This is a genomic window from Clostridium paraputrificum AGR2156, from assembly GCF_000424025.1.
Lineage (GTDB): Bacteria > Bacillota > Clostridia > Clostridiales > Clostridiaceae > Clostridium > Clostridium paraputrificum.
The window spans coordinates 631,536-654,624 of record NZ_AUJC01000001.1; the positions used below are offsets into that span (position 1 = coordinate 631,536).

20 protein-coding genes, 3 tRNA genes, 1 riboswitch and 1 other annotated feature are annotated in these 23,089 nt (G+C 30.0%); of the genes, 4 read left to right on the forward strand and 19 right to left on the reverse strand.

Going from position 1 to position 23,089, the window contains the following annotated elements:
- Positions 1 to 35: 35 nt before the first annotated feature.
- Complete coding sequence (rluF, locus tag G594_RS0103000; protein WP_242829691.1) at positions 36 to 797, reverse strand: 23S rRNA pseudouridine(2604) synthase RluF; 762 nt, start codon at positions 795 to 797, stop codon at positions 36 to 38.
- Entirely contained in the window at positions 784 to 1,815 is a 1,032-nt protein-coding gene (locus tag G594_RS0103005) for an anti-sigma factor domain-containing protein (RefSeq protein ID WP_027097204.1), read from the reverse strand. The genes rluF and G594_RS0103005 overlap by 14 nt, the downstream gene beginning before the upstream one ends.
- Before the next feature lie 381 nt (positions 1,816 to 2,196).
- Between G594_RS0103005 and ispF the strand changes: the two genes are divergently transcribed.
- Positions 2,197 to 2,667, forward strand: coding sequence for a 2-C-methyl-D-erythritol 2,4-cyclodiphosphate synthase (ispF, locus tag G594_RS0103015; RefSeq protein ID WP_027097205.1), 471 nt, complete (start codon positions 2,197 to 2,199; stop codon positions 2,665 to 2,667).
- A 38-nt stretch (positions 2,668 to 2,705) separates the two neighbouring features.
- Here ispF and G594_RS0103020 read toward each other — a convergent pair whose 3' ends face one another.
- From G594_RS0103020 to G594_RS0103030, 3 genes are all read right to left on the reverse strand, one after another.
- The gene (locus tag G594_RS0103020; protein ID WP_027097206.1) at positions 2,706 to 3,989 is read right to left on the reverse strand and encodes a Na+/H+ antiporter NhaC family protein; all 1,284 of its coding nucleotides are present in this window, start codon (positions 3,987 to 3,989) and stop codon (positions 2,706 to 2,708) included.
- A 74-nt stretch (positions 3,990 to 4,063) separates the two neighbouring features.
- A tRNA-Lys gene (locus tag G594_RS0103025) sits at positions 4,064 to 4,139 on the reverse strand.
- Between the two features lie 64 nt (positions 4,140 to 4,203).
- Positions 4,204 to 4,878 carry a hypothetical protein gene (locus G594_RS0103030; protein WP_034865809.1) on the reverse strand — a complete coding sequence of 225 codons (675 nt, stop codon included), beginning with the start codon at positions 4,876 to 4,878 and terminating at the stop codon, positions 4,204 to 4,206.
- A 214-nt stretch (positions 4,879 to 5,092) separates the two neighbouring features.
- On the opposite strand from G594_RS0103030, the gene G594_RS0103035 reads away from it, so the two are divergent.
- Positions 5,093 to 5,497 (forward strand): HNH endonuclease signature motif containing protein, encoded by a 405-nt coding sequence (locus G594_RS0103035; RefSeq protein WP_027097208.1) that lies wholly within the window; start codon positions 5,093 to 5,095, stop codon positions 5,495 to 5,497.
- 49 nt (positions 5,498 to 5,546) lie between these two features.
- Here the strand turns inward: G594_RS0103035 and G594_RS0103040 are convergent.
- Both G594_RS0103040 and G594_RS0103045 read right to left on the reverse strand, forming a co-directional pair.
- A tRNA-Gly gene (locus G594_RS0103040) sits at positions 5,547 to 5,621 on the reverse strand.
- A gap of 5 nt (positions 5,622 to 5,626) precedes the next feature.
- Positions 5,627 to 5,710, reverse strand: a tRNA-Leu gene (locus G594_RS0103045).
- A gap of 126 nt (positions 5,711 to 5,836) precedes the next feature.
- Positions 5,837 to 6,049: a binding site (T-box leader), on the forward strand.
- Positions 6,050 to 6,105: 56 nt separating this feature from the next.
- On the opposite strand from G594_RS0103045, the gene thrS reads away from it, so the two are divergent.
- Positions 6,106 to 8,037: a threonine--tRNA ligase gene (gene thrS, locus G594_RS0103050; protein WP_027097209.1), complete on the forward strand. Its 1,932-nt coding sequence runs from the start codon at positions 6,106 to 6,108 to the stop codon at positions 8,035 to 8,037.
- 45 nt (positions 8,038 to 8,082) lie between these two features.
- Here the strand turns inward: thrS and G594_RS0103055 are convergent, their stop codons facing one another.
- The 10 genes from G594_RS0103055 to G594_RS0103100 all read right to left on the reverse strand — a co-directional run bounded on the left by G594_RS0103055 (position 8,083) and on the right by G594_RS0103100 (position 20,246).
- Entirely contained in the window at positions 8,083 to 9,015 is a 933-nt protein-coding gene (locus G594_RS0103055; RefSeq protein WP_027097210.1) for a carbohydrate kinase family protein, read from the reverse strand.
- Between the two features lie 12 nt (positions 9,016 to 9,027).
- Entirely contained in the window at positions 9,028 to 10,515 is a 1,488-nt protein-coding gene (locus tag G594_RS0103060; protein WP_034865811.1) for a glycoside hydrolase family 32 protein, read from the reverse strand.
- A 23-nt stretch (positions 10,516 to 10,538) separates the two neighbouring features.
- Positions 10,539 to 11,966, reverse strand: a complete 1,428-nt coding sequence (locus G594_RS0103065; RefSeq protein WP_027097212.1) for a PTS transporter subunit EIIC — start codon at positions 11,964 to 11,966, stop codon at positions 10,539 to 10,541.
- Between the two features lie 167 nt (positions 11,967 to 12,133).
- Positions 12,134 to 13,126, reverse strand: a complete 993-nt coding sequence (locus G594_RS0103070; protein ID WP_027097213.1) for a LacI family DNA-binding transcriptional regulator — start codon at positions 13,124 to 13,126, stop codon at positions 12,134 to 12,136.
- A gap of 236 nt (positions 13,127 to 13,362) precedes the next feature.
- Positions 13,363 to 14,625, reverse strand: a complete 1,263-nt coding sequence (locus tag G594_RS0103075) for an O-acetylhomoserine aminocarboxypropyltransferase/cysteine synthase family protein (RefSeq protein ID WP_027097214.1) — start codon at positions 14,623 to 14,625, stop codon at positions 13,363 to 13,365.
- A gap of 100 nt (positions 14,626 to 14,725) precedes the next feature.
- A riboswitch (SAM riboswitch) is annotated at positions 14,726 to 14,833 on the reverse strand.
- 30 nt (positions 14,834 to 14,863) lie between these two features.
- Entirely contained in the window at positions 14,864 to 15,433 is a 570-nt protein-coding gene (locus G594_RS0103080) for a 5-formyltetrahydrofolate cyclo-ligase (protein ID WP_034865812.1), read from the reverse strand.
- 78 nt (positions 15,434 to 15,511) lie between these two features.
- Positions 15,512 to 16,627 carry a hypothetical protein gene (locus G594_RS0103085; protein ID WP_027097216.1) on the reverse strand — a complete coding sequence of 372 codons (1,116 nt, stop codon included), beginning with the start codon at positions 16,625 to 16,627 and terminating at the stop codon, positions 15,512 to 15,514.
- 92 nt (positions 16,628 to 16,719) lie between these two features.
- The gene (locus G594_RS0103090; RefSeq protein ID WP_027097217.1) at positions 16,720 to 17,697 is read right to left on the reverse strand and encodes a homoserine dehydrogenase; all 978 of its coding nucleotides are present in this window, start codon (positions 17,695 to 17,697) and stop codon (positions 16,720 to 16,722) included.
- Positions 17,698 to 17,748: 51 nt separating this feature from the next.
- Positions 17,749 to 19,044: a M18 family aminopeptidase gene (locus G594_RS0103095; RefSeq protein ID WP_027097218.1), complete on the reverse strand. Its 1,296-nt coding sequence runs from the start codon at positions 19,042 to 19,044 to the stop codon at positions 17,749 to 17,751.
- A 47-nt stretch (positions 19,045 to 19,091) separates the two neighbouring features.
- Entirely contained in the window at positions 19,092 to 20,246 is a 1,155-nt protein-coding gene (locus G594_RS0103100; protein WP_027097219.1) for an SH3 domain-containing protein, read from the reverse strand.
- A 162-nt stretch (positions 20,247 to 20,408) separates the two neighbouring features.
- On the opposite strand from G594_RS0103100, the gene G594_RS0103105 reads away from it, so the two are divergent.
- Complete coding sequence (locus tag G594_RS0103105; protein ID WP_027097220.1) at positions 20,409 to 21,587, forward strand: cation diffusion facilitator family transporter; 1,179 nt, start codon at positions 20,409 to 20,411, stop codon at positions 21,585 to 21,587.
- A gap of 68 nt (positions 21,588 to 21,655) precedes the next feature.
- On the opposite strand, the gene G594_RS0103110 is transcribed toward G594_RS0103105, so the two are convergent.
- Both G594_RS0103110 and G594_RS0103115 read right to left on the reverse strand, forming a co-directional pair.
- Positions 21,656 to 22,378 carry an amino acid ABC transporter ATP-binding protein gene (locus tag G594_RS0103110; RefSeq protein WP_027097221.1) on the reverse strand — a complete coding sequence of 241 codons (723 nt, stop codon included), beginning with the start codon at positions 22,376 to 22,378 and terminating at the stop codon, positions 21,656 to 21,658.
- On the reverse strand, positions 22,365 to 23,030 hold the full coding sequence (locus G594_RS0103115) for an amino acid ABC transporter permease (RefSeq protein ID WP_027097222.1): 666 nt from the start codon (positions 23,028 to 23,030) through the stop codon (positions 22,365 to 22,367). Before G594_RS0103115 ends, G594_RS0103110 begins: the two co-directional genes overlap by 14 nt.
- Positions 23,031 to 23,089: the final 59 nt, after the last annotated feature.

Sequence of the window (23,089 nt, forward strand, 5' to 3'; positions counted from 1 at the left end):
AAGTAAGGAAACTATAAAACTATTTTCCTTGCCTACTATTCTTTATAAACCTTTTGAGAATCTTTTATAAGATCATTTATACCTTCTAACTCCTTTATAGTTAAATCTCTCCAATTACCATTCTTTAAATTTCCTAAATGAATATTCATTATTCTAACTCTTTCAAGTTTAACTACTTTATACCCAAAGACTTCACACATTCTTCTTATTTGCCTATTCATTCCTTCAGTTAATATTATTCTAAATACCTTGCTTCCCTCTTTTTTAACAAAACATTTCTTCGTAACAGTACCTAGAATTCTAACCCCAGATGACATCTTCTTAATAAAATCATCAGTAATTGCCTTATTAACAGTTACCACATATTCCTTTTCGTGATTATTTCCTGCACGTAAAATTTTATTAACTATATCTCCATCATTAGTTAATAAAATTAATCCTTGGGAATCTTTATCTAATCTTCCTATAGGAAATATTCTTTTTTTATGCCCAACGAAATCAACAATATTTCCTTTTACTTTATGCTCAGTTGTACAAGTTATACCTACTGGTTTATTTAATGCTATATAGACAAGTTCCTCTTCCTTGGTTATATCTTTCCCATTTACTTTAACTATTTGCCCTTTTCCTACCTTCATACCCATAGTGGCCTTTACTCCATCTATTGTTACCTTCCCATTTTCTATAAGCTTGTCAGCTTCCCTTCTAGAGCAAATTCCAGTCTCGCTTATGTATTTATTTAATCTTATCTCTTCTTTTCTATCATTATGTACTATTACATTATTATTTCTGTTCATCCTTCGATTCCTTTTCATCATTTACCATCTCTTTAATATTATGTTCCTTACCCGAATTATTTACTAATACCCTTACTTTTTCTTCCTTAACATACCTTGCTGTATCCTCTAACAGTCCATATTTTAAAGCTTCTCCACTTATAGTAATTAATATACTTTGATTTGGTATCATATCATTTTCCTTAGCATACCTTATACTTTCTTCTAAAGCTTTATCTATATTTTTATACTTTGGATTTACAGCATTTATAAGGTCTTTACCCTTTTGAGTTGGTGAATAAGTATATATTACTTTATTAAATCTATTAAGTTCATACTTTAACTGAGATGTTGTATCTATAACAACAGTCCTCACAGCCTTAGTATATTGATAAATTCCACCTGCCAAAATAAAAATTAAAAATACAGCTCCTATGCATATTTGTAACTTATAATTTCTAATTCCTTTTTTCTCTTTCCCTCTATATTCTTGTCCTACTTTTAAATCGCCTTCCTTTTTTAACTTCAAGAATTCCCCTGCACTTGTAAATACAATGACACTTCTTTTATTTACTTTAAGAACTATTCCCTTTTTTATATCATTATTTTTATTCTCTTTTGGAACTAATGCAGTAGTCTTACTTCTCTCTTCTATTCGTATATAATCTTGTATGTACTTATAATTAGGATTAGAAAGAATTATTACATAAACTAGTATATAATCCTGCCATATCTCCAAAAATGTTCTCGATACTCGCGTTCTCTTAGCCACCATTGCTATTGGTAACTCTCTTTTCTTTTGAACTTTCTCAAAAAGTTCATAGTCTTCATATATATAACTTGCTATATTCAAAATTAAATTTCTATCTCTATATGTTGGAAATATATTAACCAAGTCTTTTACAAGTATTTTATATAAAAATAATTCCTTAAGCATAAATGATATTTGCTTTTCTCTTATTCTTCTTACTTCTTCGCCAACTTCAATAATAGCTGGGCTACTTGAAAAAATATATTTATTTCTATTAAACTCCTCCATGCTTATCATCCTTTCATGGCAATACGACAATTTAAGCCATATTATCAAATTATACTACCTCACATATAATGTATTATACCATATAAAAACCTACACCTACTCTGTATATATCAAAGGTTTTGCAAATATATTTTACTGAACCCATATAATTTGAAAGTGAGGTTTATCTATGAAAGGAAATGTTATTTACGTTGATTTTATCTATAAGCGTAAGAGAGTAAGTTATATCAGATTCCTTATTACTACAAAATCTTTTTCCTTTGTTAGATATTTTAAATTTCTTTTTTTAACAGAAGAAAGAAATTCTAATGTAAATATTAGAGTAAAAAAGGTTCAATAATGATATAATTCTTATATACATTTTTTACAGGAGATGATTATATGAGAATTGGACTTGGATATGATGTTCACAAATTAGTTACTGATAGAAAACTTATTCTTGGCGGTGTTGAAATTCCATATGAATATGGATTACTTGGTCATTCAGATGCTGATGTATTATTGCACGCTATAATGGATTCTTTATTGGGTGCTTCTGCTTTAGGCGATATAGGAAAACACTTTCCTGATACTGATCCTAAATATAAGGGAATATCAAGTATAGCTTTGTTAAAAGAAGTAGGAAAGCTTTTATATGAAAATGGTTATAAAATTTCCAACATAGATTCAACAATTATAGCACAAAAACCCAAAATGGCACCTCACATCCAATTAATGAGAAAAAATATTGCTAATGCCTTAAACATAGACATTGATCAAATAAATGTAAAAGCTACAACTGAAGAAGGACTTGGATTTACAGGAGAGGGACTTGGAATATCTTCTCAAAGCATTTGCCTTCTTTATAAATAATAAGAGAAATTGCATTTGCAATTTCTCTTATTATTTATTTATTCATTTCTTTTTCTCCAGTAAAGGTAAATTGATACTAAAGCACAAATACCCATTAAATATGGATAAACCGAATATCTTATTATTGCAAATGGTGATATCATAGCTAATCCTGATGCTGAAATAAGTTGTGCTCCGTAAGGAATTAATCCTTGAAATACACATGAGAACATATCCATTATACCAGCTACTCTTCTAGGTTCTAACTCAAACTCATCTGAAATATCTTTTGCTATTGGTCCAACAGTTACTATTGCAATAGTATTATTAGCCGTGCAGATATCAACTAGACTTACCAATGTAGCAATACCAAGTTCAGCTCCCCTTTTACTTTTAAAGTTCTTCATACCTTTATTTAATATATATTCTATTCCACCATTATTTTTAATTAACTCAATGGTTCCTGCTATTAATAAAGAGATTATTATAAGTTCGCTCATACCTTGTATTCCAGCTGAAATATTAGTAAATAAGCCTATTATATCAAAGCTTCCATATAAAAGCCCTATAACTCCTGCAAATACAATTCCACCTATTAATATAAATATTACATTTATACCCATTAATGCAGATATTAATACAGCTATGTATGGAAGTATCTTTATAAAACTATATTCATAATCACCTAAAGTTTGTATAGCTGTTCCTTTTGTAAGAATCATAAATATAATGGCAGTAACTATAGCTGCTGGTAATACTATTTTGAAATTCATTTTAAACTTATCTTTCATTTCACAACCTTGAGTTCTAGTTGCTGCAATTGTTGTATCTGATATCATAGATAAATTATCCCCAAACATAGCTCCACTAACCACAGCCCCTACAACTATAGCAACAGCTATTCCTGTCTTCTCTGATATTCCTACTGCTATTGGAACTAAGGCAACTATTGTCCCCATTGATGTTCCTACTGATAAAGCTATAAATGAAGCTATTATAAATACACCTGGTACAAGTATACTTGTAGGTAAAATTGAAAGTCCAAAATTTACTGTTGAATCAACAGCTCCCATAGCCTTAGCTACTTGTGCAAACGCTCCTGCTAATACGAATATAAAAATCATTAATATAACATTGGGATTTCCTGCTCCCTTACAAAAATCTTGAATCTTATCTTCAAATTTTCTTTTTTTATTCATTGATAAAGCAACTATGGCAGATATTAAAAATGGTACTATCACTGACACTGCATAAAAGTCTTTTGCTATAATTGATGTTCCTGCGTAAACTATTAAAAAAACTGCTAACGGTAATAATGCAGAAACTTTTCCTTTTGTTTTCATATATTTCTCCTCTCAAATTAAGTCTCTTTTATTATACAAGAAAAAAAGGAATCTATAACTAGATTCCTTTCATTTGGTGCGCCATCAGGGATTCGAACCCGGGACACCCTGATTAAGAGTCAGGTGCTCTACCAACTGAGCTAATAGCGCTTATTTACATAAAATATTATAGCATCCAACTTTTTTATGGTCAAGATGCTATAATATTATTTTTTTATATAACTTCTGACAAATTCTTTTGCAATATTTCTTTAAACTTCTCTGCGCTCAATTTATTTTTTATTGCTTCACTACATATTTTCTTCCATTCACTTACTGTTACACCAGTCTTACTTATAAATGTATTTTCATCATTAGTTAACATAGTAGAATCTACAATAAAATTACCAAGCTCCTCTGGATTTCTAAATATCTTTAAATATAAAAATTCTTTATTATCACCATACCAAGTTTTATTAAACTCTCTACTGAACTTAATCAATTCAGGTATAACTCTATCTTTTGGTAGATCCCACATTTTTGATACTCTTGTATAGTGACTCAACATTAATTGTGCTTCACTCTTTGATATTTTCCCCTTCGATAATCCATCTCTTATAATTTTATCAACGGGAAGTGATGGGATATTAATTATTATCCTATCTTTACCATATATCCATTTATAAAAAGCTTCTTGCAAGAAAGAATATTGAATATATCCAAGTAGCACTTTCGCATCAGGAAAATATGCATAGATATTATCAATACCATTATTTTTTGAAAATATCAAGGTATGAATATAAAGTGACTTTTCCTTTGGTGGATTATCCATAAACATATGACCTCTTATTGTTTTATTTTCATGAATTAATGATTCCCAATACTTAAAGGAGTTATAGTTTTGTCTCACCCTTATCACCTTTCTTTCCTTTATATAATATATTATATAGTAAGATATACCCCTTTATCAATACCATACTACGTGTTTACACGTTATTATAAAATATGTATTTGAATTACTATTCATACTGTTATTTAATAATTTTAATTGAAATTTTTTACAAAATTGAAGTTGTTTTTAATTTATTATATAATGAGTACATATTGAATAAGGAGGTATGTTATTGTTCTTTTGTGAAATATGTAATAAGCCAGCTGATATACACCATATAGTTCATAGAAGTGAAGGCGGTTTAGATATAGAAATTAACTATAAATACCTTTGTAATGAACACCATCGTGGTAAAAATGGACCCCATCACTCTATTGAAATAGATTTAAAATATAAATTAGAACTACAAAAAGAATTACTTAAGCTTCTTAACAAAAATTTCTATACAATAAAAGAGTTAAGTAACACTTTAAATTTTTCTTTAAATGTTGCAAAACGTATAACTAAAGATTTGCGTCTGTATAAAGAAGGTTATAAGAAAGAAGATATTATATTATATCTCATGGGTGGGACTTTATACACCGAAGAAATGATTGAAAATATAAAAATTCAAAAACTACTTGAAGAAATTTATTGAATATAAAAAGCTCCAGCATTTTTGCTAGAGCTTTTTATAAGTGTAGGTTTGGAGCGGAAAACGGGATTCGAACCCGCAACGTCCACCTTGGCAAGGTGGCGCTCTACCGTTGAGCCATTTCCGCATAAATGGTGCAGATGAAGGGAGTCGAACCCCCACGCCTAAGGCGCTAGATCCTAAGTCTAGTGCGTCTGCCAATTCCGCCACATCTGCATCTTATACCAATATTATACAATTTGTATGCTATAGAAATCAATACCTATATACTATAATATTGAAACTTTATAAATGTTGACATTTAAAAATTAAATAATTATAATTAATTAATAAAATATAATTTTTAAAACGTTGAAGAGAAGAGTAAGTTATTAACTTCATTTTCAGAGAGAGGATACATTAGCTGGAAGTATCTTTAAATGATCATAACTGAAGACCACCTCTGAGTGACTCTAATAAAGTCCGTATTTATCACGTTACGATAAACTTAAGTGACCTATAATATATTTCTATAGGTAATTAGAGTGGAACCACGGATATTTCTTCGTCTCTATATTTTTAGAGAACGGAGTTTTTTTATTTTTGAAAAGAATTTGGAAGGAGATATAAAAATGATTAAAGTTACTTTAAAAGACGGTTCAGTGAAAGAATTTGAAGCCGGACTATCAGTACTTGATATAGCTAAATCTATTAGCGAAGGATTAGCTAGAAACGCATGTTGCGGTATTATTAATGGAAAAGTTGTAGACCTTCGTCATATTGTTAATGAAGATGTGGAGCTTGCTATATGCACATTTGATTCTCAAGAAGGTAAGGATGCTGTAAGACACAGTATATCTCACGTTTTAGCTTATGCTGTAAAAAGATTATTCCCAGAAGCAAAACTTGCTATTGGTCCATCAATTGAAAATGGATTCTACTATGATTTCGATAGAGATATCGCTTTCTCAGCTGAAGATGTTGAAAAATTAGAAGAAGAAATGAAAAAAATAATTAAGGAAAATCCAGCTATAGAAAGATTTGAACTTCCAAGAGATGAGGCTTTAAAGCTAATGGCAGATGAACCTTACAAAGTTGAATTAATAAATGACCTACCAGAAGATGAAGTTATTTCATTCTACAAAATGGGGGATTTCACAGATTTATGCGCTGGTCCACACTTAATGTCAATTAAAAATGTAAAAGCAATCAAGCTTCTTAGAACTGCCGGTGCATACTGGAAGGGTGATGAGAAGAATAAGATGCTTTCTAGAATATATGGTACTGCATTCTTAAAGAAAGCTGACTTAGATGCTCATCTAGAAGCTTTAGAAGAAGCTAAAAAGAGAGATCACAACAAATTAGGAAGAGAACTTGGAATATTTACAACTCATGAAAATGTGGGTCAAGGGCTTCCACTATTCATGCCAAAAGGAGCTAAACTTTTCCAAACTCTTCAAAGATGGATTGAAGATGAAGAAGAAAGAAGAGGATATGTTTTAACTAAGACTCCATATATGGCTAAAAGTGACTTATATAAAGTGTCTGGTCACTGGTCTCACTATAAAGATGGTATGTTTGTTTTAGGTGATGAAGAAAAAGATGATGAAGTTATGGCTTTAAGGCCAATGACTTGTCCATTCCAATTCACTATATATAACGCAGAACAACACAGCTATAGAGACCTTCCAATAAGATATGCTGAAACTTCAACTCTATTCAGAAATGAATCATCAGGAGAGATGCATGGATTAACTAGAGTTAGACAATTCACTTTATCTGAAGGTCACATAATTGTTACTCCTGAACAACTTGAAGAAGAATTTAAAGGAGTTGTTGATTTAATTAATTATGTTATGGATACTTTAGGAATCTCTGAAGATATAACTTACAGATTCTCTAAATGGGATCCAACAGATAAGATTAAATATATAGACAACGCTAAAGCTTGGGAAGAAACTCAAGTTATAATGAAAAATATCTTAGATCATATTGGAATTCCATATGTTGAAGCTGCTGGTGAAGCTGCATTCTATGGTCCAAAGCTTGATATTCAATGTAAAAATGTTCACGGAAAAGAGGATACAATTATAACTGTTCAAATTGACTTTGCATTAGCAGATAGATTTAATATGACTTACATCGATAAAGATGGTAATAAGAAAACTCCTTACATCATTCATAGATCATCAATTGGATGCTATGAAAGAACAATTGCTACTTTAATCGAAAAGTATGCTGGAGCATTCCCAACTTGGATGGCACCAGTTCAAGCCAAGATTTTACCAATATCAGATAAATATAATGATTATGCTGAATCTATTGTTAAATCTCTTAGAAATAAGGGAATTAGAATTGAAGCTGACTACAGAGCTGAAAAGATAGGATATAAGATAAGAGAAGCTAGATTAGAAAGAGTTCCTTATATCTTAGTTGTTGGTGAAAAAGAAGCTGAAAACAATGCTGTTGCTGTTAGAAGTAGAAAGAATGGTGATGAAGGAAGCATAGCATATGCAGACTTTGAAGCTAGAATTCTTGAAGAGATAGCAAACAAAGAAAGATAGTAAAGATGGGGCTGTTACACTAAATAATTAGTGTACAGCTCCTTTTTATTCACTCTCTATATATGACTCTACTTCTTCCATTGTAGGGATAGACGTTATTGCTCCATAGTTTGTGCAAGTTATTGCTCCAACCTTATTAGCAAACTCAATTATTTTCTTCCAGTTATCAAATGATACATCATTTTTATTATCTATTTTTGATAATTGTGATAATACAGCTCCTACAAACGCATCCCCTGCTCCAGTTGAATCCTTTTGCTTTATTTTGATAGAGCCGATGACAATTGCCTTTCCGTCTTTAATTATCATAGTCCCTTCTTTTCCTAAAGTAATTGCTATTGCATTTAATTTACTATTTATCAAAGACTTAACGGCTAATTCTATATTATCAGTTTCAGTTAAAAGCTTAGCCTCTTCATCACTTATTTTTATAAATTCAGCTTTCCTCATAAAATTCCAACAATCATCTTTATATTGTTTCATTATATCATCTGTTATTAAAACTTCTCTATAGTTAGGATCAAATGTTATTGTTGCCTTTTTATTCTTAGCTTCTTCTAAAACTTTATAATAAGTATTTCTAAGATTTCCTGGTAAAAATGCTGTTGCTGATCCAAAATGAACTATAGTATCACTATCTATTGATAAATTATTTATATCAACTTCATAATCTCCATCTCCACCTCTGTAAAAATCAAAGTTTCTTTCTCCAGATTTATCTAGGGAGACCATAGCTAAGGTTGTCCTTCCTTCTTTTTTTAGATACTTTGTATCTACATTATTATCTATTAGAACATCTTCCAAATATTTGCCAAAGCTATCTTTACCTACTTGCCCTAAAAAGTACGCTTTTCCTCCTAACTTGCTAATTGCTACTGCAACATTTGCTGGAGCTCCCCCTGGTTTCTTGCTATATTCCTCTCCATTGTTAGATACAAAATCTATTAGTAGTTCTCCAATACAATATACTTTTTTCATTGTACTTCTCCTTTAATCTAAAATTCCTGAATTCAATACATGCTTAGTATAATTGTATCTTATTTCATTATCTGCATATATCTCTATTCCTGTAGACTTTTCTAATGGAAACACTCTTGTACTCATAGTTATTTTGCCACCATTTATAAATATTTCAACTATACTATTATCAACTATAACTTCAATATCTATATTTTTATCTATATTTAATTCTGCTTCTCTAGTTAATCCATATTCTTCAATAAATCTATGCTTCATTTTATTTCTATTTAAGGAAACACTATTATTTTCTCTATTAAAGTTTAACTCTAATCTTTCTTCATTAGAAGAACATAAATTTATCCCAAAATTATTTGATTCATTTAAAGTTAAATTCACTTTCAAATAATAAGTATTATTGTCATTTGCTATTATTTCTTTTTTATTAACAATTCCATTTTCACTTACTTCTAATTTACTTAATTTTAGTATCTCCTTAACTGGCTTTTGTATTAATTTATCATTACTAATGGATAATTCTCTAGGAAAGGTTAGACAATGTGCCCATAACTTTTTATCTGTTGGATATTTAAATTCTCCCATTCCAGCCCAAGCAAACAGTAATGCTTGTCCATCCTTTCCTTTAAAACTTTGTGGTGCATAAAAATCAAAGCCTTTATCTAGTTCTTCATATGAATCTACCTTAAATTTTAAATTATCTATATCTAGTTTTCCTATTGCATATATTACATTAAATATATTGTTATATTTGTTTCCTTCCTTATCTATACCTTGTGGGGAAAATATTAAAACATCTTTATCATCTATTTTCACATAATCAGGACATTCCCACATGTAACCAAATTCTTTGGGGAAATTCTCTAATTCCAGTTCACCAATTAATTCCCATTTGATTCCGTCAATAGATTTATACATAATAAATGTTCCAGTTTCATTTACTCTTTGCGCACCAAGTATCATGTAATAATTTTCTTTTAATTTAAAAACCTTAGGGTCTCTTACATGTCCTGTATATCCATTAGGAACACCTTCAATTATAGGGTTATTCTCAAACTTCTTTATTTCACCATCTTTATTCATTATGGCTAAACATTGATTTGCACTCCTATTATTTTTATCAAATTTTATATTTCCAGTATAATATAAATACAACTCTTCATTTATTTCAATTGAGTTTCCTGAGTAAGCTCCATGTGATTCATACTTTTCAGTTGGAATTATCGCAACTGGTAGTCTATTCCATGAAACTAAGTCCTCTGATTCTAAATGAGCCCAATGCTTCATTCCATGTGTAACTCCAAAAGGATACCATTGGTGAAAAACATGATATTTTCCATTAAAATAAGCTAATCCATTGGGATCATTTAGTAATCCATATTGTGGATATATATGATATATAGGCTTCCATAGCTTATCTTTTGCTTTATCTTTTAGTTCTAAAAGTTCTTCATTTGTTGCTTCTAATATAGTTCTATGTTTTTCTTCTTTAAAAATATCCATCAATACATCCTCTCTTTAATTAACTATTTTATCTTCAATTTCACTTTTCCATATAGAATTGTAAATATTGCTCCTGCTAATAATGCTATAAGATGAGCTATTAAATAATGTAAGTGTCCATTATTTTCAGCCGCTACAATAGCAAGTCCAGGAATAGCTGTAGCTCCAAAACCTATTGCTGATACCTTAGTTATGTAAATGTACGCTCCACCTAGTGTAGCTGCTAAACACCCCGCTATTAATGGGAACTTATTCTTTAATGTTACACCAAAAATTGCTGGTTCTGATATTCCAAAAAGAACTGATCCAAATGATGATATGCAAATTTGCTTTGTTTTATCATCTTTCCATTTTAAATATAAATATCCTAATACAGCTCCACCTTGTGCAATTAATGCTATTGACATTAAAGGCATTATAAAGTTTCTACCTGTATCTGCTATTAATTGAGCTTCTACAGCTCCTATAACATGATGTAACCCTGTAATAACTATTATTTGTTGAATTCCTGCAAATAACATATATCCTACTATACCTAAGTTTTCTGTAGACCATAATAATGATGTTGTTACAATATTAGCTAATTCACGACCTATTGGTCCTATTATAGTAAATAATAAAAATGTAGCTACTATAACTGTAGATATTGGTGATAAAAATAATTTAACCATATCTGGTATTTTCTTATTGAAGAATTTATCTAACTTAGCAGTTACAAATCCCATCATTAAAGCTATTATTATTCCCCCTTGGAATGCAACCAACTCTACTTTTAAACCAAATAAATTAATTACTTCTGGTTCTACACTTCCATTAGCAGCTGAATATGCATTGGCTAGGTCTGGATGTAGCATTATAGCTCCAATAACTAAACCTAAAACTGGAGAACCTCCATAACGTTTAGTAGCTGAATATGCTACTAAAAGTGGTAATATTGTAAATATACCTGTAGATGCTATTTGTATAAACCTATTTAAACCTGCTAAAGCTGGATACATTTCTACTATTGATTGTTCACCAAATATACCTTGTTGACTTAATAATCCTGTAATTCCCATTAATAAAGCTGCTGCAAGTAAACCTGGAATTATTTCAACAAATACATCTGACAATGATTTTATTGATTTTTGAAACCAATTTTGGTTTTGAGAAGCTACTGCTTTGACTTCTCCTAATGACATTTCACCTTTACCTGTTTCTTCTATAAATGCATCATAAACATTGTTTACAGTACCTGCCCCAAATATTATTTGCAATTGATCTCCTGCAATAAATACTCCCTTAACTAAATCAATTTTCTCAATTGCTTTTAAGTCTGCCCTATCATTATTATCCAATATTAGTCTTAATCTAGTAGCACAGTGAGCTGCTCCTTGCACATTTTCTTTTCCCCCAATAAAGTTCAATAGTTCCTGAGAAATTAATTTGTATTGTTCTTTCTTTTGGCTCATTTTAATCCTCCCATCTTGGAAACCGGTTTCCAAAGTTCTATAAATAAAATATAGCACTATTCTTTTTTTAATTCAATGCTTTCAGAAAACTTTTTCATAAATATTTTTTCAATTTCTCATATTATTAAAAAAGTTATGAAATTTAATAAAATCTCATAACTTTACTCTTAATTTTTTATTTTTTTGATACTATTCCCTTTAATTAAATCAAATCCTATTGTTTGAAGATCCGGAATTTCCTTTCCTTCAATCATACTAATTATACTGTTAGCCGCAATATTTCCTACTTCTTCGTTATGAAATTTAATTGTAGTTAAACTAGGTGTAATTATCTCTGATATATCATATCCACCAAATCCAGATAAAGATATATCCTCTTTAATCCTTTTCCCTAGTGAATGTATTGCTTTTAATACACCTAAGGCTATATTATCTGTAGCACATATAACCATTGTTGGATTATAATCTTGTAGTACCTTATAAGCTATTTTTTCTGTTGTTTTTGTTGTAAAATCTGTAATCTCAACTCTAATTTCTTCAACATTATATTCTTTTAGCTTATCTATTATCCCAGCTTTACGTTTTACTCCAACAGCTATATCAAATTCATCTACCCCAAAATATAATATTTTTTTATGTCCTAGCTTCGCTACATATTCCCCAATAGTTGCTCCAGCATTATAATCATCATTTGCTATTGATTTAACTTCCTTACATTCCTGTCCTACTATTAAAACAGGCACCCTCAACTTATTTATAATCTCTTTATGCCTACTTGTAATTTCAGTAGCTACTAAAATTATTCCGTCTACTTTTAATCTATTCAAACTCTCTAAGTTATCTATTTCTAAATCCTTATTGTGACTAGTATTTAGTATTAATGGATTATACGAATTTTCCCTTAATGTTCTATCTATAGACATTATAACTCTTGATGTAACAATTGAATCTAAGCATGGTGCTATAATTCCTATAAACTTACTTCTTTTTGCTTTCAAACTTTGTGCAAATGCATTAGGTTCATAATTATTTTCTTCTACTACTTTTTTTATCTTTATTTTTGTTGTTTCACTAACACTTCCACCATTTAAGTATTTAGAAACTGTACTTTTTGCCACACCTGCTAATTCAGCAATATCCTTAATAGTTAAATTACTCATATTTTCTCCTACTTAAATTTCACTCTTATTTTATAGTAATTTATTTTGAATATTATATTCTTCTAACTTTAATATATATCAATTATAGGATAAAAATATGTTTATGTAAAAACACATTTTTCTTATTTAATAAAGTATTTTAAATAATTTAATTTAACTACATATATCATCACATAAAAAAGGAAGGGAAAATTACCATTAACTTTCCCTTCCACATTTCTTTTATCTTTATTATATTATTTTAACAACGCTTGTTTTAAGTCATCAATAATATCTTCCACATTTTCTAAACCAACAGATAATCTAACTAATCCTGGTGTAATTCCTGCTGCTACTAATTGTTCATCTGTTAATTGTCTGTGAGTTGAACTTGCTGGATGAAGTACGCAAGTTCTTATATCTGCAACATGTACTACATTTGAAGCTAAGTTTAATGAATCCATAAACTTAACCGCTTCTTCTCTTCCCCCCTTTATTGAGAAGGATATTACTCCACTACATCCTTTAGGAAGATACTTACTTGCTAAATGATAATACTTATTTTCTTTTAAAGTTGGATAATTTACAAATTCAACTTTATCTGATGAACTTAAGAACTCCGCTATCTTTTCAGCATTTTTGCAATGTCTTTCTATTCTAACCGGTAATGTTTCTAAACCTAAATTTAATAAAAAAGCATTTTGTGCAGATGGATAGCAGCCTAAATCTCTCATAAGTTGAACTCTTGCTTTTGTTATATAAGCTGCTTTTCCAAAAATTTCAGTATATACAACACCATGATAAGATTCATCTGGTTCAGTAAACTCTGGGAACTTACCGTTTGTCCAATCAAAATTGCCGCTATCTACAATAACTCCACCAACTTGAACTGCATGTCCATCCATGTATTTTGTTGTTGAATGAATAACTATATCTGCACCATATTCTATTGGTCTACACAAAATAGGTGTTGCAAATGTATTATCTATAATTAATGGTACGTTATTTTTATGAGCAATATTTGCAAACTTTTCTATATCTAATATTGAAATAGCTGGATTTGCAATAGTCTCTCCAAATACAACTTTAGTATTATCTCTAAATGATTTTTGGATTTCCTCTTCTGATGCATCTGGATCGACAAAAGTACATTCTATACCAAATTTCTTAAGAGTAACTGCCAAAAGATTTATTGTTCCCCCATATATAGTAGCTGCGCTTACAATATGGTCACCTGCACTAAGTATATTTAATATACTTATCATAGATGCAGCTTGACCAGATGTAGTACATAGGGCACCTATTCCCCCTTCTAATGATGCTATCTTTTCCTCAACTGCCCCAACAGTAGGATTAGATATTCTTGAATACATATGTCCCTCTGCAGTCAAATCAAATAATTGTCCTACTTGATCTGTAGAGTCATAGGTGTATGTTGTGCTTTGATATATGGGCAAAGCCCTTGGCTCTCCATTTTTAGGCTTATAGCCTTCATGTAAACACTTAGTTTCAATTTTCATAATAGCCCCTCCTAATAATTTTATATAAAAATAAAGCTATCTATCAAAGAGATAAATAGCAATAACGACATAATTTATATTAACTTCGTCATAACTTAACCTCTCATTTCTCAGGAAACTCCTGCAGGATTTAGCACAGTTCTAATAAATGAATATTAGTTGTTGCTAGGCTTCATAGGGCCAGTCCCTCCACCATTCTTAATAAAAGATTATACGATTAATCTAATTATACACTATCTTATTTACTTTTCAAGCATTTTATGGTTTCTTTTTCTGTAATTACCATATGGACTTTTATATCATGCTTTTCTGAAGGTACTTCTTCTAATATTTGAATATCATAAGCTAATGCTATAGTTGGAATATCACTGTTAATTTCACTTAAAAACTTGTCATAATATCCCCCTCCATAGCCAACTCTATTTCCACTTCTATCAAAAGCTACTCCTGGCATTATTATTAAATCGATATCCTCTTTATTAAATATTTCAGAACCATCTGTGGGCTCTAATATTCCAAACTTATTTTTCTTTAATCCATCTAAAGTATTTATCTCTATCCCATACATTACTTTATTTTTCATATCTGTATATGGAACAATTATTTTCTTTCCTTCTTGAAGAAAGTCTTCTACATATTTAATAGTATTTATCTCACTTCCAAAACCTAAATATATGAAAATATTTTTACTATTCTTATAAATTTTATTGTCTTTTAACTTCTTCTCAATTACTTCATCTAGTTCAATTTTATTCTTTAACAAATCTCTTTTTGAAATTACTTTTCTTCTTATCTCTTTTTTATCCATATTAACCACCAAAATAGAGAAACCCAAGCGTCATTTGCTTGAGTTTCATAATTATTCTTATTTCTTATTATAACCTAACTAATTACTTCCTACAATAACTTCTAGGTTCTTAATCTTTACATCACATTCTTCAACTACTACATAGTGTTCTAAGAACTTGTCAAAGATAACGTCTGTATCTTTTAAGTAGAATTCATTTAAACCAACTTCAAACTCTACTTCTGAACCTTCTACAGGACAGAAGTAAACAACTTCATCATCATAATGGTCTAACATATAATTAAGAATTAATTCATTTAGTTTTTCACATACAACCAAATATGCTACTTCCATACCCTTTTTCTTATGTATTAAAGAGAATATACAAGCAGTAGTTCCTAATATACCTTCTTCTTTAATTCTTACATTATATTTATTTTCATAGAAGCTCTTAATAGCTTTTACTCTAACTTCAAACTTATTTTCTATTGCATAGTTTAATTTACTTTCTACAGCATCATTATACTCATCTATTATTCTCACTAAATCTTCATAACATATATCTGATCCCTTTACCTTAGTTAAATCTGTAACTTGAACAACCTTCTCAATCACATTCTCAACCACGTTCTCAACAACCTTTTCTTCTATTTTATTCTTTTCCTCTTTTACTTCTTCATTATCACTATTGTAATAGTAATTAAAATAATCTTCATTAGCTGTATTTTCTTCTAAAGAAGCAATATCTCCTTGAACAGGTTGTACAACTTCTACCTCTGGGATTTCTTCTGTAGCTTCTTTTGCTTCTACCCATTGACTGTCTACTATAGGATCTTCAACTATATCTTCTAAGTTATTTTCATTAGAATTAACTAATATCACTTCATCATCTAGTTTAATATTAGATGAGCAAAAGCCACTATTATCTTCTTCTGCGATTAAGTCTAGGTCATCATCATATCCTAATAAATCGTCATCTCCATCTGCTTCTCCCATAAGATCTTTTAATATATCTTTTTGAAGCTCTTCTTCATAAAGCTCTGTTTCACTTTTTAAAGTTACTATATTTCCTTCCACCTTAAACTTTGGTGATTGTTGTAATGCCTCTAATATATCTTCCTTTTTTAATTCAGGAAACCAAGCATATACAGCACTTAAAGTTAATTGTCTTAACCCCATAAGCATAAATTCAAGTTTACTTAACATTCTCTCCATAAATACCACCTCAACGCCTTAATTTAACATAAACACCCTATGCTTAATATTTTATACTATTGTGGAAATATTTACAATGAATTTTTCTTTTTTTACTTTAAATTTGTTATATCTCTAACAATTGATGCTGCTGCATTTTCTACACCTGAAGCTCCCCCTATAATTGTTATATTTCCAAGAACATCAGTATTAAATAAAATCCCCTTGTTTTTCCTATCTACACTATATAAACTATGTTCAACATTTAATATTTCTGGTGAAACTTTTATTTTTATTTCATTATTTTCTCTATATGTTTTTCCCAGAAGTTTAATCTTTCCTCCACTATCTTTTACCCTATTAATAACTTCTTTGGATATATTGCTTATACCAACTATATCTACATCCTTTAATGTTATTTGTGAATCAAAAAAATAGTTGGTAAGAATAATCATTTTTATAGCAGTATCATACCCTTCCACATCCATATAAGGATTAGTTTCAGCTATACCTATGCTTTGTGCTTTATGTAAAGCTTCCTCATAGCTAACTGCCTTTTCTGACATCTCACTTAGAATAAAGTTACTTGTTCCATTTAATATTCCTTCAATGCATAATATATCTGCTCCTGCACAGCCAACTGCACCACCTTCTATAGTAGGAAGTGCAGCTCCCACTGTGCATCCTATTCCTAACTTAGCATTATTTTCTTCAGCTAACCTTTTCAAACCTTTATAATCTATTAATACAGGTCCTTTATTTCCAGTAACTACACTTATACCATTTTTTAATGCTAACTTTATAAATGATAATGCAGGCTCTCCAGTATCTTTATTAGTGGGAGTAAGCTCAATTAAGTAATCAATATCATTATCTATAACATTCTCTAAGCTTAACCCCTTCGACCAAAGTTCATGCCTCTGCAGGTTATCCTCATTTATAAGTATGCTGTCTATATCTATTCCACTTTTGCAGACAATTCCACCATCACTCTTTATTATAAATTTTATATTAAAATCATATTTTTTCTTTTTTATTAATCTAACTAATGCTTTCCCAACTCCACCATAACCTATTATTCCTATATTCATACTCTCTCCCCAATCTTAAGTAATAAAAAAACTCGCAAAGCGAGTTTTTTATTATATATTATAAAATTCAGTGAATGCTTTTACTGTGTATTCATTATCTAGCACACTTGCTAACTCTCTTACAGAATGCATTGATAATAAAGGTGCTCCCATATCAACAACTGGAATACATAAATTAGCTGCTGTTATTGGTCCTATTGTAGTACCACCTCTTACATCTGATCTACTAACAAACACTTGACATGGAACATTTGCATTTGCACAAACTCCCTTAAAAATAGCAGATGCATAACTATCAGTTGAATAGCTACCTGATGCTGCCATTTTAATTACAGGTCCTCCACCTAGTACTGGTTTATTAACTGGATCATGTTTTTCCACCTGATTTGGGTGAACAGCATGAGCTAAATCTGCTGATATCATAACTGAATTCGATAAAGCTCTCATAAACTCTTCTCTGTCTTTTCCTAAAGCTAGTGTAATTCTTTCTAAAACTGTTTGTAATAGAGTTGAGTTTGCACCTTGAGCTGTTAAACTTCCAATCTCTTCATTATCTATACATACCATAACCTTTGTAGCTTTAGAATCATTACTGTCTATAAGAGCTTTAACTCCAGCATAAACCATCCATAAATCATCAAGTCTTCCTGCAGAAATTAACTCCTCTTCTAAACCTAATAAACACCCCTTTTCACATTCATATAAGAATAAATCAAAATCTAAAATTTCTTCTATTTTTACTCCTAATTCATCACTTATTAACTTTAAAAGATAGCCCTCTTTTTCAAACTTTTCATTTATAAAACCTAATAGTGGTAATGTATCTTTTTGTCTATTAATTGCATATCCTTCATTAACATTTCTATTCATATGAATAGCTAAGTTTGGTATTATTAATAGTGGCTTTTTTAAATCTATTAGCTTTATTGAAGGCTTTAAAGGATTTTCTCCCTTTATCGCAACCCTCCCTGCTAATGAAAGTGGTCTATCAAACCAAGTACTTAAAATTGGGCCACCATAAACTTCAGTATTTAGTTTTACATACTTATTTTCCACCTTCATTTCTGCATTAGGCTTTATTTTAAATGTAGGTGAATCAGTATGTGCTCCTATTAACTTAAATCCACCATTTTCAATTTCTTCACTTCCTATTTGAAAGGCTATTATTGCAGAACCATTCTTCATAAAATAATACTTACCACCACTAGTTAAATTCCACTTTTCATTTTCCTTTACTTCCTTATAGCCAACTTTATCTAGCATACTCTTTACAGTATGTGCTCCATGATACGCAGTTGGACTTTCATTTATAAATTCGATCAATTCTTTTGCTAATTCTTTTTTCATGTTTATGCTCCTTAATTTTATCTTATAGTTATTATATTTTAACAAAGCTACCCAAGCTTTATAAAGTATTTTTCAACAAACCCTATTCTTTTTCCTATTGTACTTTGGTACACTATCTTATACCAATCTCCAATTTCCTGCATAACATTAACTCTTTGTGCAGCTAATAAGTAACCTACTACATAGTTTTCTTCTCCTGCACCTCTTCTTACAGCTAAATTAGTATCTATATTTACAACAGTTCCTTCCCTGTTTATATCTCTTTTTATTGTAGGAACAGTTACTTTTCTTTTTTCAATTATAGTACTATTCTCTACCTTAGGAACTTCTATTATACTATCTTTACTTTTACTCAATTTTTCTAGTTCTTCTAAGGCATTGTATATCTTTTTAGGTTGTTTATAAAACTTACTTATTTCTTTTAATGCCTCTTCTTCACTTATATCCCCTAAAGCTTCTTCCTCTTCAATATCTAAATCTTCTATTTCTATATATTCTTTATTTAAATAACCTACTATTATTTTATCTTCAGTTTCATAGGTAGTCTTTACCCATTCTCCCCGTTTTTCGTATATATTAAAACTATCTTTTGAAGCAATTCTACCTATTACCTCTGATTCATCATTAGGCTCTTTTCTTAAATTTAGCGATGAAAGCACTCCTATAATTTTTCCCTTTGCTATAGGAGTTAATTCACTTTCTATCCCCTTTAAAGCAAGTTTAAATCTATTCCAAGCCTTCTCATTCACTAATAATTCAGGACAAATCTTACCAGTAACATCATAATGTCTTTTTACGTTATTAATTCCTATACCGTAAATCTCCCTAAGTTTATTAACTAATACTATAACATTTTTTAAAGTTCTACTTATATCCTTACTATCTCTAATAAACATAGCAACAGAAATACTATTAGAATTAGTTACTTCCTTTGATGGCTTGTCCCCTACATGCCACCCTCTCCAATCGTCCTCTAACAACTTTATTACATTCCTTGGTCCTACTAAATAATGTATAGATTCTTTTGCATCCTTCTCTCTAGCAATATAATTTCTATACTCCCTCATAGTAGTAAATCTATTATCTGATATATCATGAACAACTATATATTTAGGTTTTATAAATATTCCTTTTGTATAGTTTATTCCAATTAAGTTTTTAGTTATGCTTATTCCGTTTACTTCTGTAATAGCCTGCTTCATGATATTTCCCACCTCACTTACCACTAATTTACATAATTGATTATACCATATTCATCCAAAATTAAGTACAGATTTTCTGCATTTTTAGTGATATAATTGATTATTATATTTAAGTGATATAGAATAATATATGTTTATATATAATGATAGGAGTTGATGTTATTGATATCAAACTTTTTAGTAAAGAAGTTTATTAAAAATAGTGAAGACATAAAAAGTGAAAAGGTAAGAAGTACCTATGGAGTACTTGGTGGTGTAGTAGGAATAATAATTAATTTAATTTTATTCGCTATCAAACTTACAGTAGGTGTAGTAGCTTCAAGTATTGCTATTATGGCAGATGCATTTAATAACTTATCTGACGCCGCTTCTTCTATCGTTACAATTATTGGTTTTAAAATGGCTGATAAGCCTGCTGATGCTGAACATCCATTTGGACATGGTAGAATGGAATATATATCAGCTTTAATAGTAGCATTCATGGTAATGCTAGTAGGTATACAGTTTATTAAGTCATCTTTTGAGCGTATACTTAACCCTGTTAGTATAACATTTGAATTTATACCATTTATACTATTATTAGTATCAATTTTATTTAAACTTTGGTTATCAAGATTTAACAAGTTTATAGGTAATACTATTAATTCTTCTGCATTGAAAGCTGCTTCTGTAGATGCATTAGGAGATGTTTTTACTTCTTCTTGTGTTACAATTTCATTTTTAGCATCTAAGTTTACATCTTTCCCTATAGATGGATACTTTGGTCTTATTGTAGCAGTATTTATAGTATATTCTGGTTATACCCTTATTAAAGAAACTATAAATCCTATTTTAGGAGAAGCCCCTGATCCAGAATTAGTTAACAGTATTAAAGAAATGGTTCTATCATATGAACACATTACAGGAGTTCATGACTTAATTGTTCATAACTATGGACCTGGAAGATGTATGGCATCTATCCATGCAGAAATACCATCTGATATATCGGTTATGAAAATTCATGAAATAATTGATACAGCTGAAAGAGAAATTTCTAGCAAATTGAATATATATCTAGTTATTCATATGGATCCTATCTGTGTATTTACTGATGAAGTTAAGCTAGCTTATGATGAGATTAATAAAATAATAAAATATAATCCTTTAATAAAATCTATGCATGATTTTAGAGTTGTTGGGGAAGGTAAAAAGAAGAACTTAATTTTTGATATTGTAGTTAATCCAGAAAATCTTAAAAAGATTATGAGTGTTGATGAGTTAAAAGAAGATATAATAGCAGCAATTAAATCTATACATCCGGAATATAATTGTATAATAACAATAGACAATGATTATGTATAAAGATAAGTAGGTAGATAAAAGGAAGTTGCTGAGCAACTTCCTTTTATCTACTTTTTACCTTGTACCTATCAAAGTACCTTTGATAAGAAATCTATTGTTCTTGGATTTTTAGGATTGTTGAATATTTCCTCAGGAGTTCCTTGTTCTACAATTACTCCCCCATCCATGAATAAAACTCTATCTCCAACTTCTTTAGCAAATCCCATTTCATGAGTAACTATAACCATTGTCATTCCGCCCTTGGCTAAGTCCTTCATTACTCCTAAAACTTCTCCTACCATTTCAGGATCTAATGCAGATGTTGGCTCATCAAAAAGCATAACATCAGGTTCCATTGCAAGCGCTCTAGCTATAGCTATTCTTTGCTTTTGTCCTCCAGATAGGGATGATGGATACGCTTCAGCTTTATCAACAAGGCCTACCATCTTCAAAAGCTCCATAGCTTTTTTATTAGCTTCCTCTTTATTTATTCCTTTAACCTTAATAGGAGAAATTGTTATATTCTCTAACACTGTTTTATGTGGGAAAAGATTAAATTGTTGGAATACCATACCCATCTTTTGTCTTAACTTATTAATATCATTCTTTTTATCTGTAATATCATTACCTTCAAATATTATTTCACCTTCAGTAGGTACTTCTAAAAGGTTAAGGCATCTTAAAAAAGTTGATTTTCCTGAACCAGATGGTCCAATAACAACTACCACTTCCCCCTTATTTATGTGCTCATTAATTCCCTTTAAAACATCATTTTTTCCAAAGCTTTTGTGTAAATTGTTAACGTGAATCACTAGCCTTCAACCTCCTTTCAAGATATCCCATAAGTCTTCCTAAAGTAAATGTAAGTATGAAATAAAATATAGCCGCGATCATTAGTGGTTCCATACTTCTATATGTAGCTCCAGTAACTATTTTAGACGCATACATTATTTCCGCAACACCAATTACAGAAGCCATAGATGACTCTTTTATTACTGCAACAAACTCATTACCTATCGCTGGTAATATATTCTTTATTGCTTGCGGTAATATAATATTAAACATTGCCATTTTACTAGTCATCCCTAAACTTCTAGCTGCCTCCATCTGGCCACTATCTACAGCCTCAATACCACTTCTAATTATTTCTGCTACGTAGGCTGCAGAATTAACTGATAATGCAATAATTGCTGATGTAAATGCACCTAGCTTTATTCCAAAAGCTGTTAATCCAAAGTAAACAATATATACTTGTAAAAGTACTGGTGTACCTCTAACTATCTCGATGTATATATTTGCAATTGCTCTTAATATTATAAATTTTGATTTCTTCATAAAACATAGAATACTTCCTAGTATAACACCAAATATCACGGCTAATAAAGCTATTAATAATGTCCATAATAATCCTTCAATAAACAGTGGAAAATATTCACTTAAAAAATTAAAGCTTAAACCTTTCATACTTACTCTCCTTAAAAATATAGTAAGAGCCTCTTAAAACATTAAGAGACTCTATCATT

Excerpts from the sequence above, each read along its gene's own strand:
- rluF (WP_242829691.1), bottom strand. The coding sequence starts at position 797 with ATGAACAGAAATAATAATGTAATAGTACATAATGATAGAAAAGAAGAG.
- G594_RS0103005 (WP_027097204.1), bottom strand. The coding sequence starts at position 1,815 with ATGGAGGAGTTTAATAGAAATAAATATATTTTTTCAAGTAGCCCAGCT.
- ispF (WP_027097205.1), top strand. The coding sequence starts at position 2,197 with ATGAGAATTGGACTTGGATATGATGTTCACAAATTAGTTACTGATAGA.
- G594_RS0103020 (WP_027097206.1), bottom strand. The coding sequence starts at position 3,989 with ATGAAAACAAAAGGAAAAGTTTCTGCATTATTACCGTTAGCAGTTTTT.
- thrS (WP_027097209.1), top strand. The coding sequence starts at position 6,106 with ATGATTAAAGTTACTTTAAAAGACGGTTCAGTGAAAGAATTTGAAGCC.
- G594_RS0103055 (WP_027097210.1), bottom strand. The coding sequence starts at position 9,015 with ATGAAAAAAGTATATTGTATTGGAGAACTACTAATAGATTTTGTATCT.
- G594_RS0103060 (WP_034865811.1), bottom strand. The coding sequence starts at position 10,515 with ATGGATATTTTTAAAGAAGAAAAACATAGAACTATATTAGAAGCAACA.
- G594_RS0103065 (WP_027097212.1), bottom strand. The coding sequence starts at position 11,966 with ATGAGCCAAAAGAAAGAACAATACAAATTAATTTCTCAGGAACTATTG.
- G594_RS0103070 (WP_027097213.1), bottom strand. The coding sequence starts at position 13,126 with ATGAGTAATTTAACTATTAAGGATATTGCTGAATTAGCAGGTGTGGCA.
- G594_RS0103075 (WP_027097214.1), bottom strand. The coding sequence starts at position 14,625 with ATGAAAATTGAAACTAAGTGTTTACATGAAGGCTATAAGCCTAAAAAT.
- G594_RS0103080 (WP_034865812.1), bottom strand. The coding sequence starts at position 15,433 with ATGGATAAAAAAGAGATAAGAAGAAAAGTAATTTCAAAAAGAGATTTG.
- G594_RS0103085 (WP_027097216.1), bottom strand. The coding sequence starts at position 16,627 with ATGGAGAGAATGTTAAGTAAACTTGAATTTATGCTTATGGGGTTAAGA.
- G594_RS0103090 (WP_027097217.1), bottom strand. The coding sequence starts at position 17,697 with ATGAATATAGGAATAATAGGTTATGGTGGAGTTGGGAAAGCATTAGTT.
- G594_RS0103095 (WP_027097218.1), bottom strand. The coding sequence starts at position 19,044 with ATGAAAAAAGAATTAGCAAAAGAATTGATCGAATTTATAAATGAAAGT.
- G594_RS0103100 (WP_027097219.1), bottom strand. The coding sequence starts at position 20,246 with ATGAAGCAGGCTATTACAGAAGTAAACGGAATAAGCATAACTAAAAAC.
- G594_RS0103115 (WP_027097222.1), bottom strand. The coding sequence starts at position 23,030 with ATGAAAGGTTTAAGCTTTAATTTTTTAAGTGAATATTTTCCACTGTTT.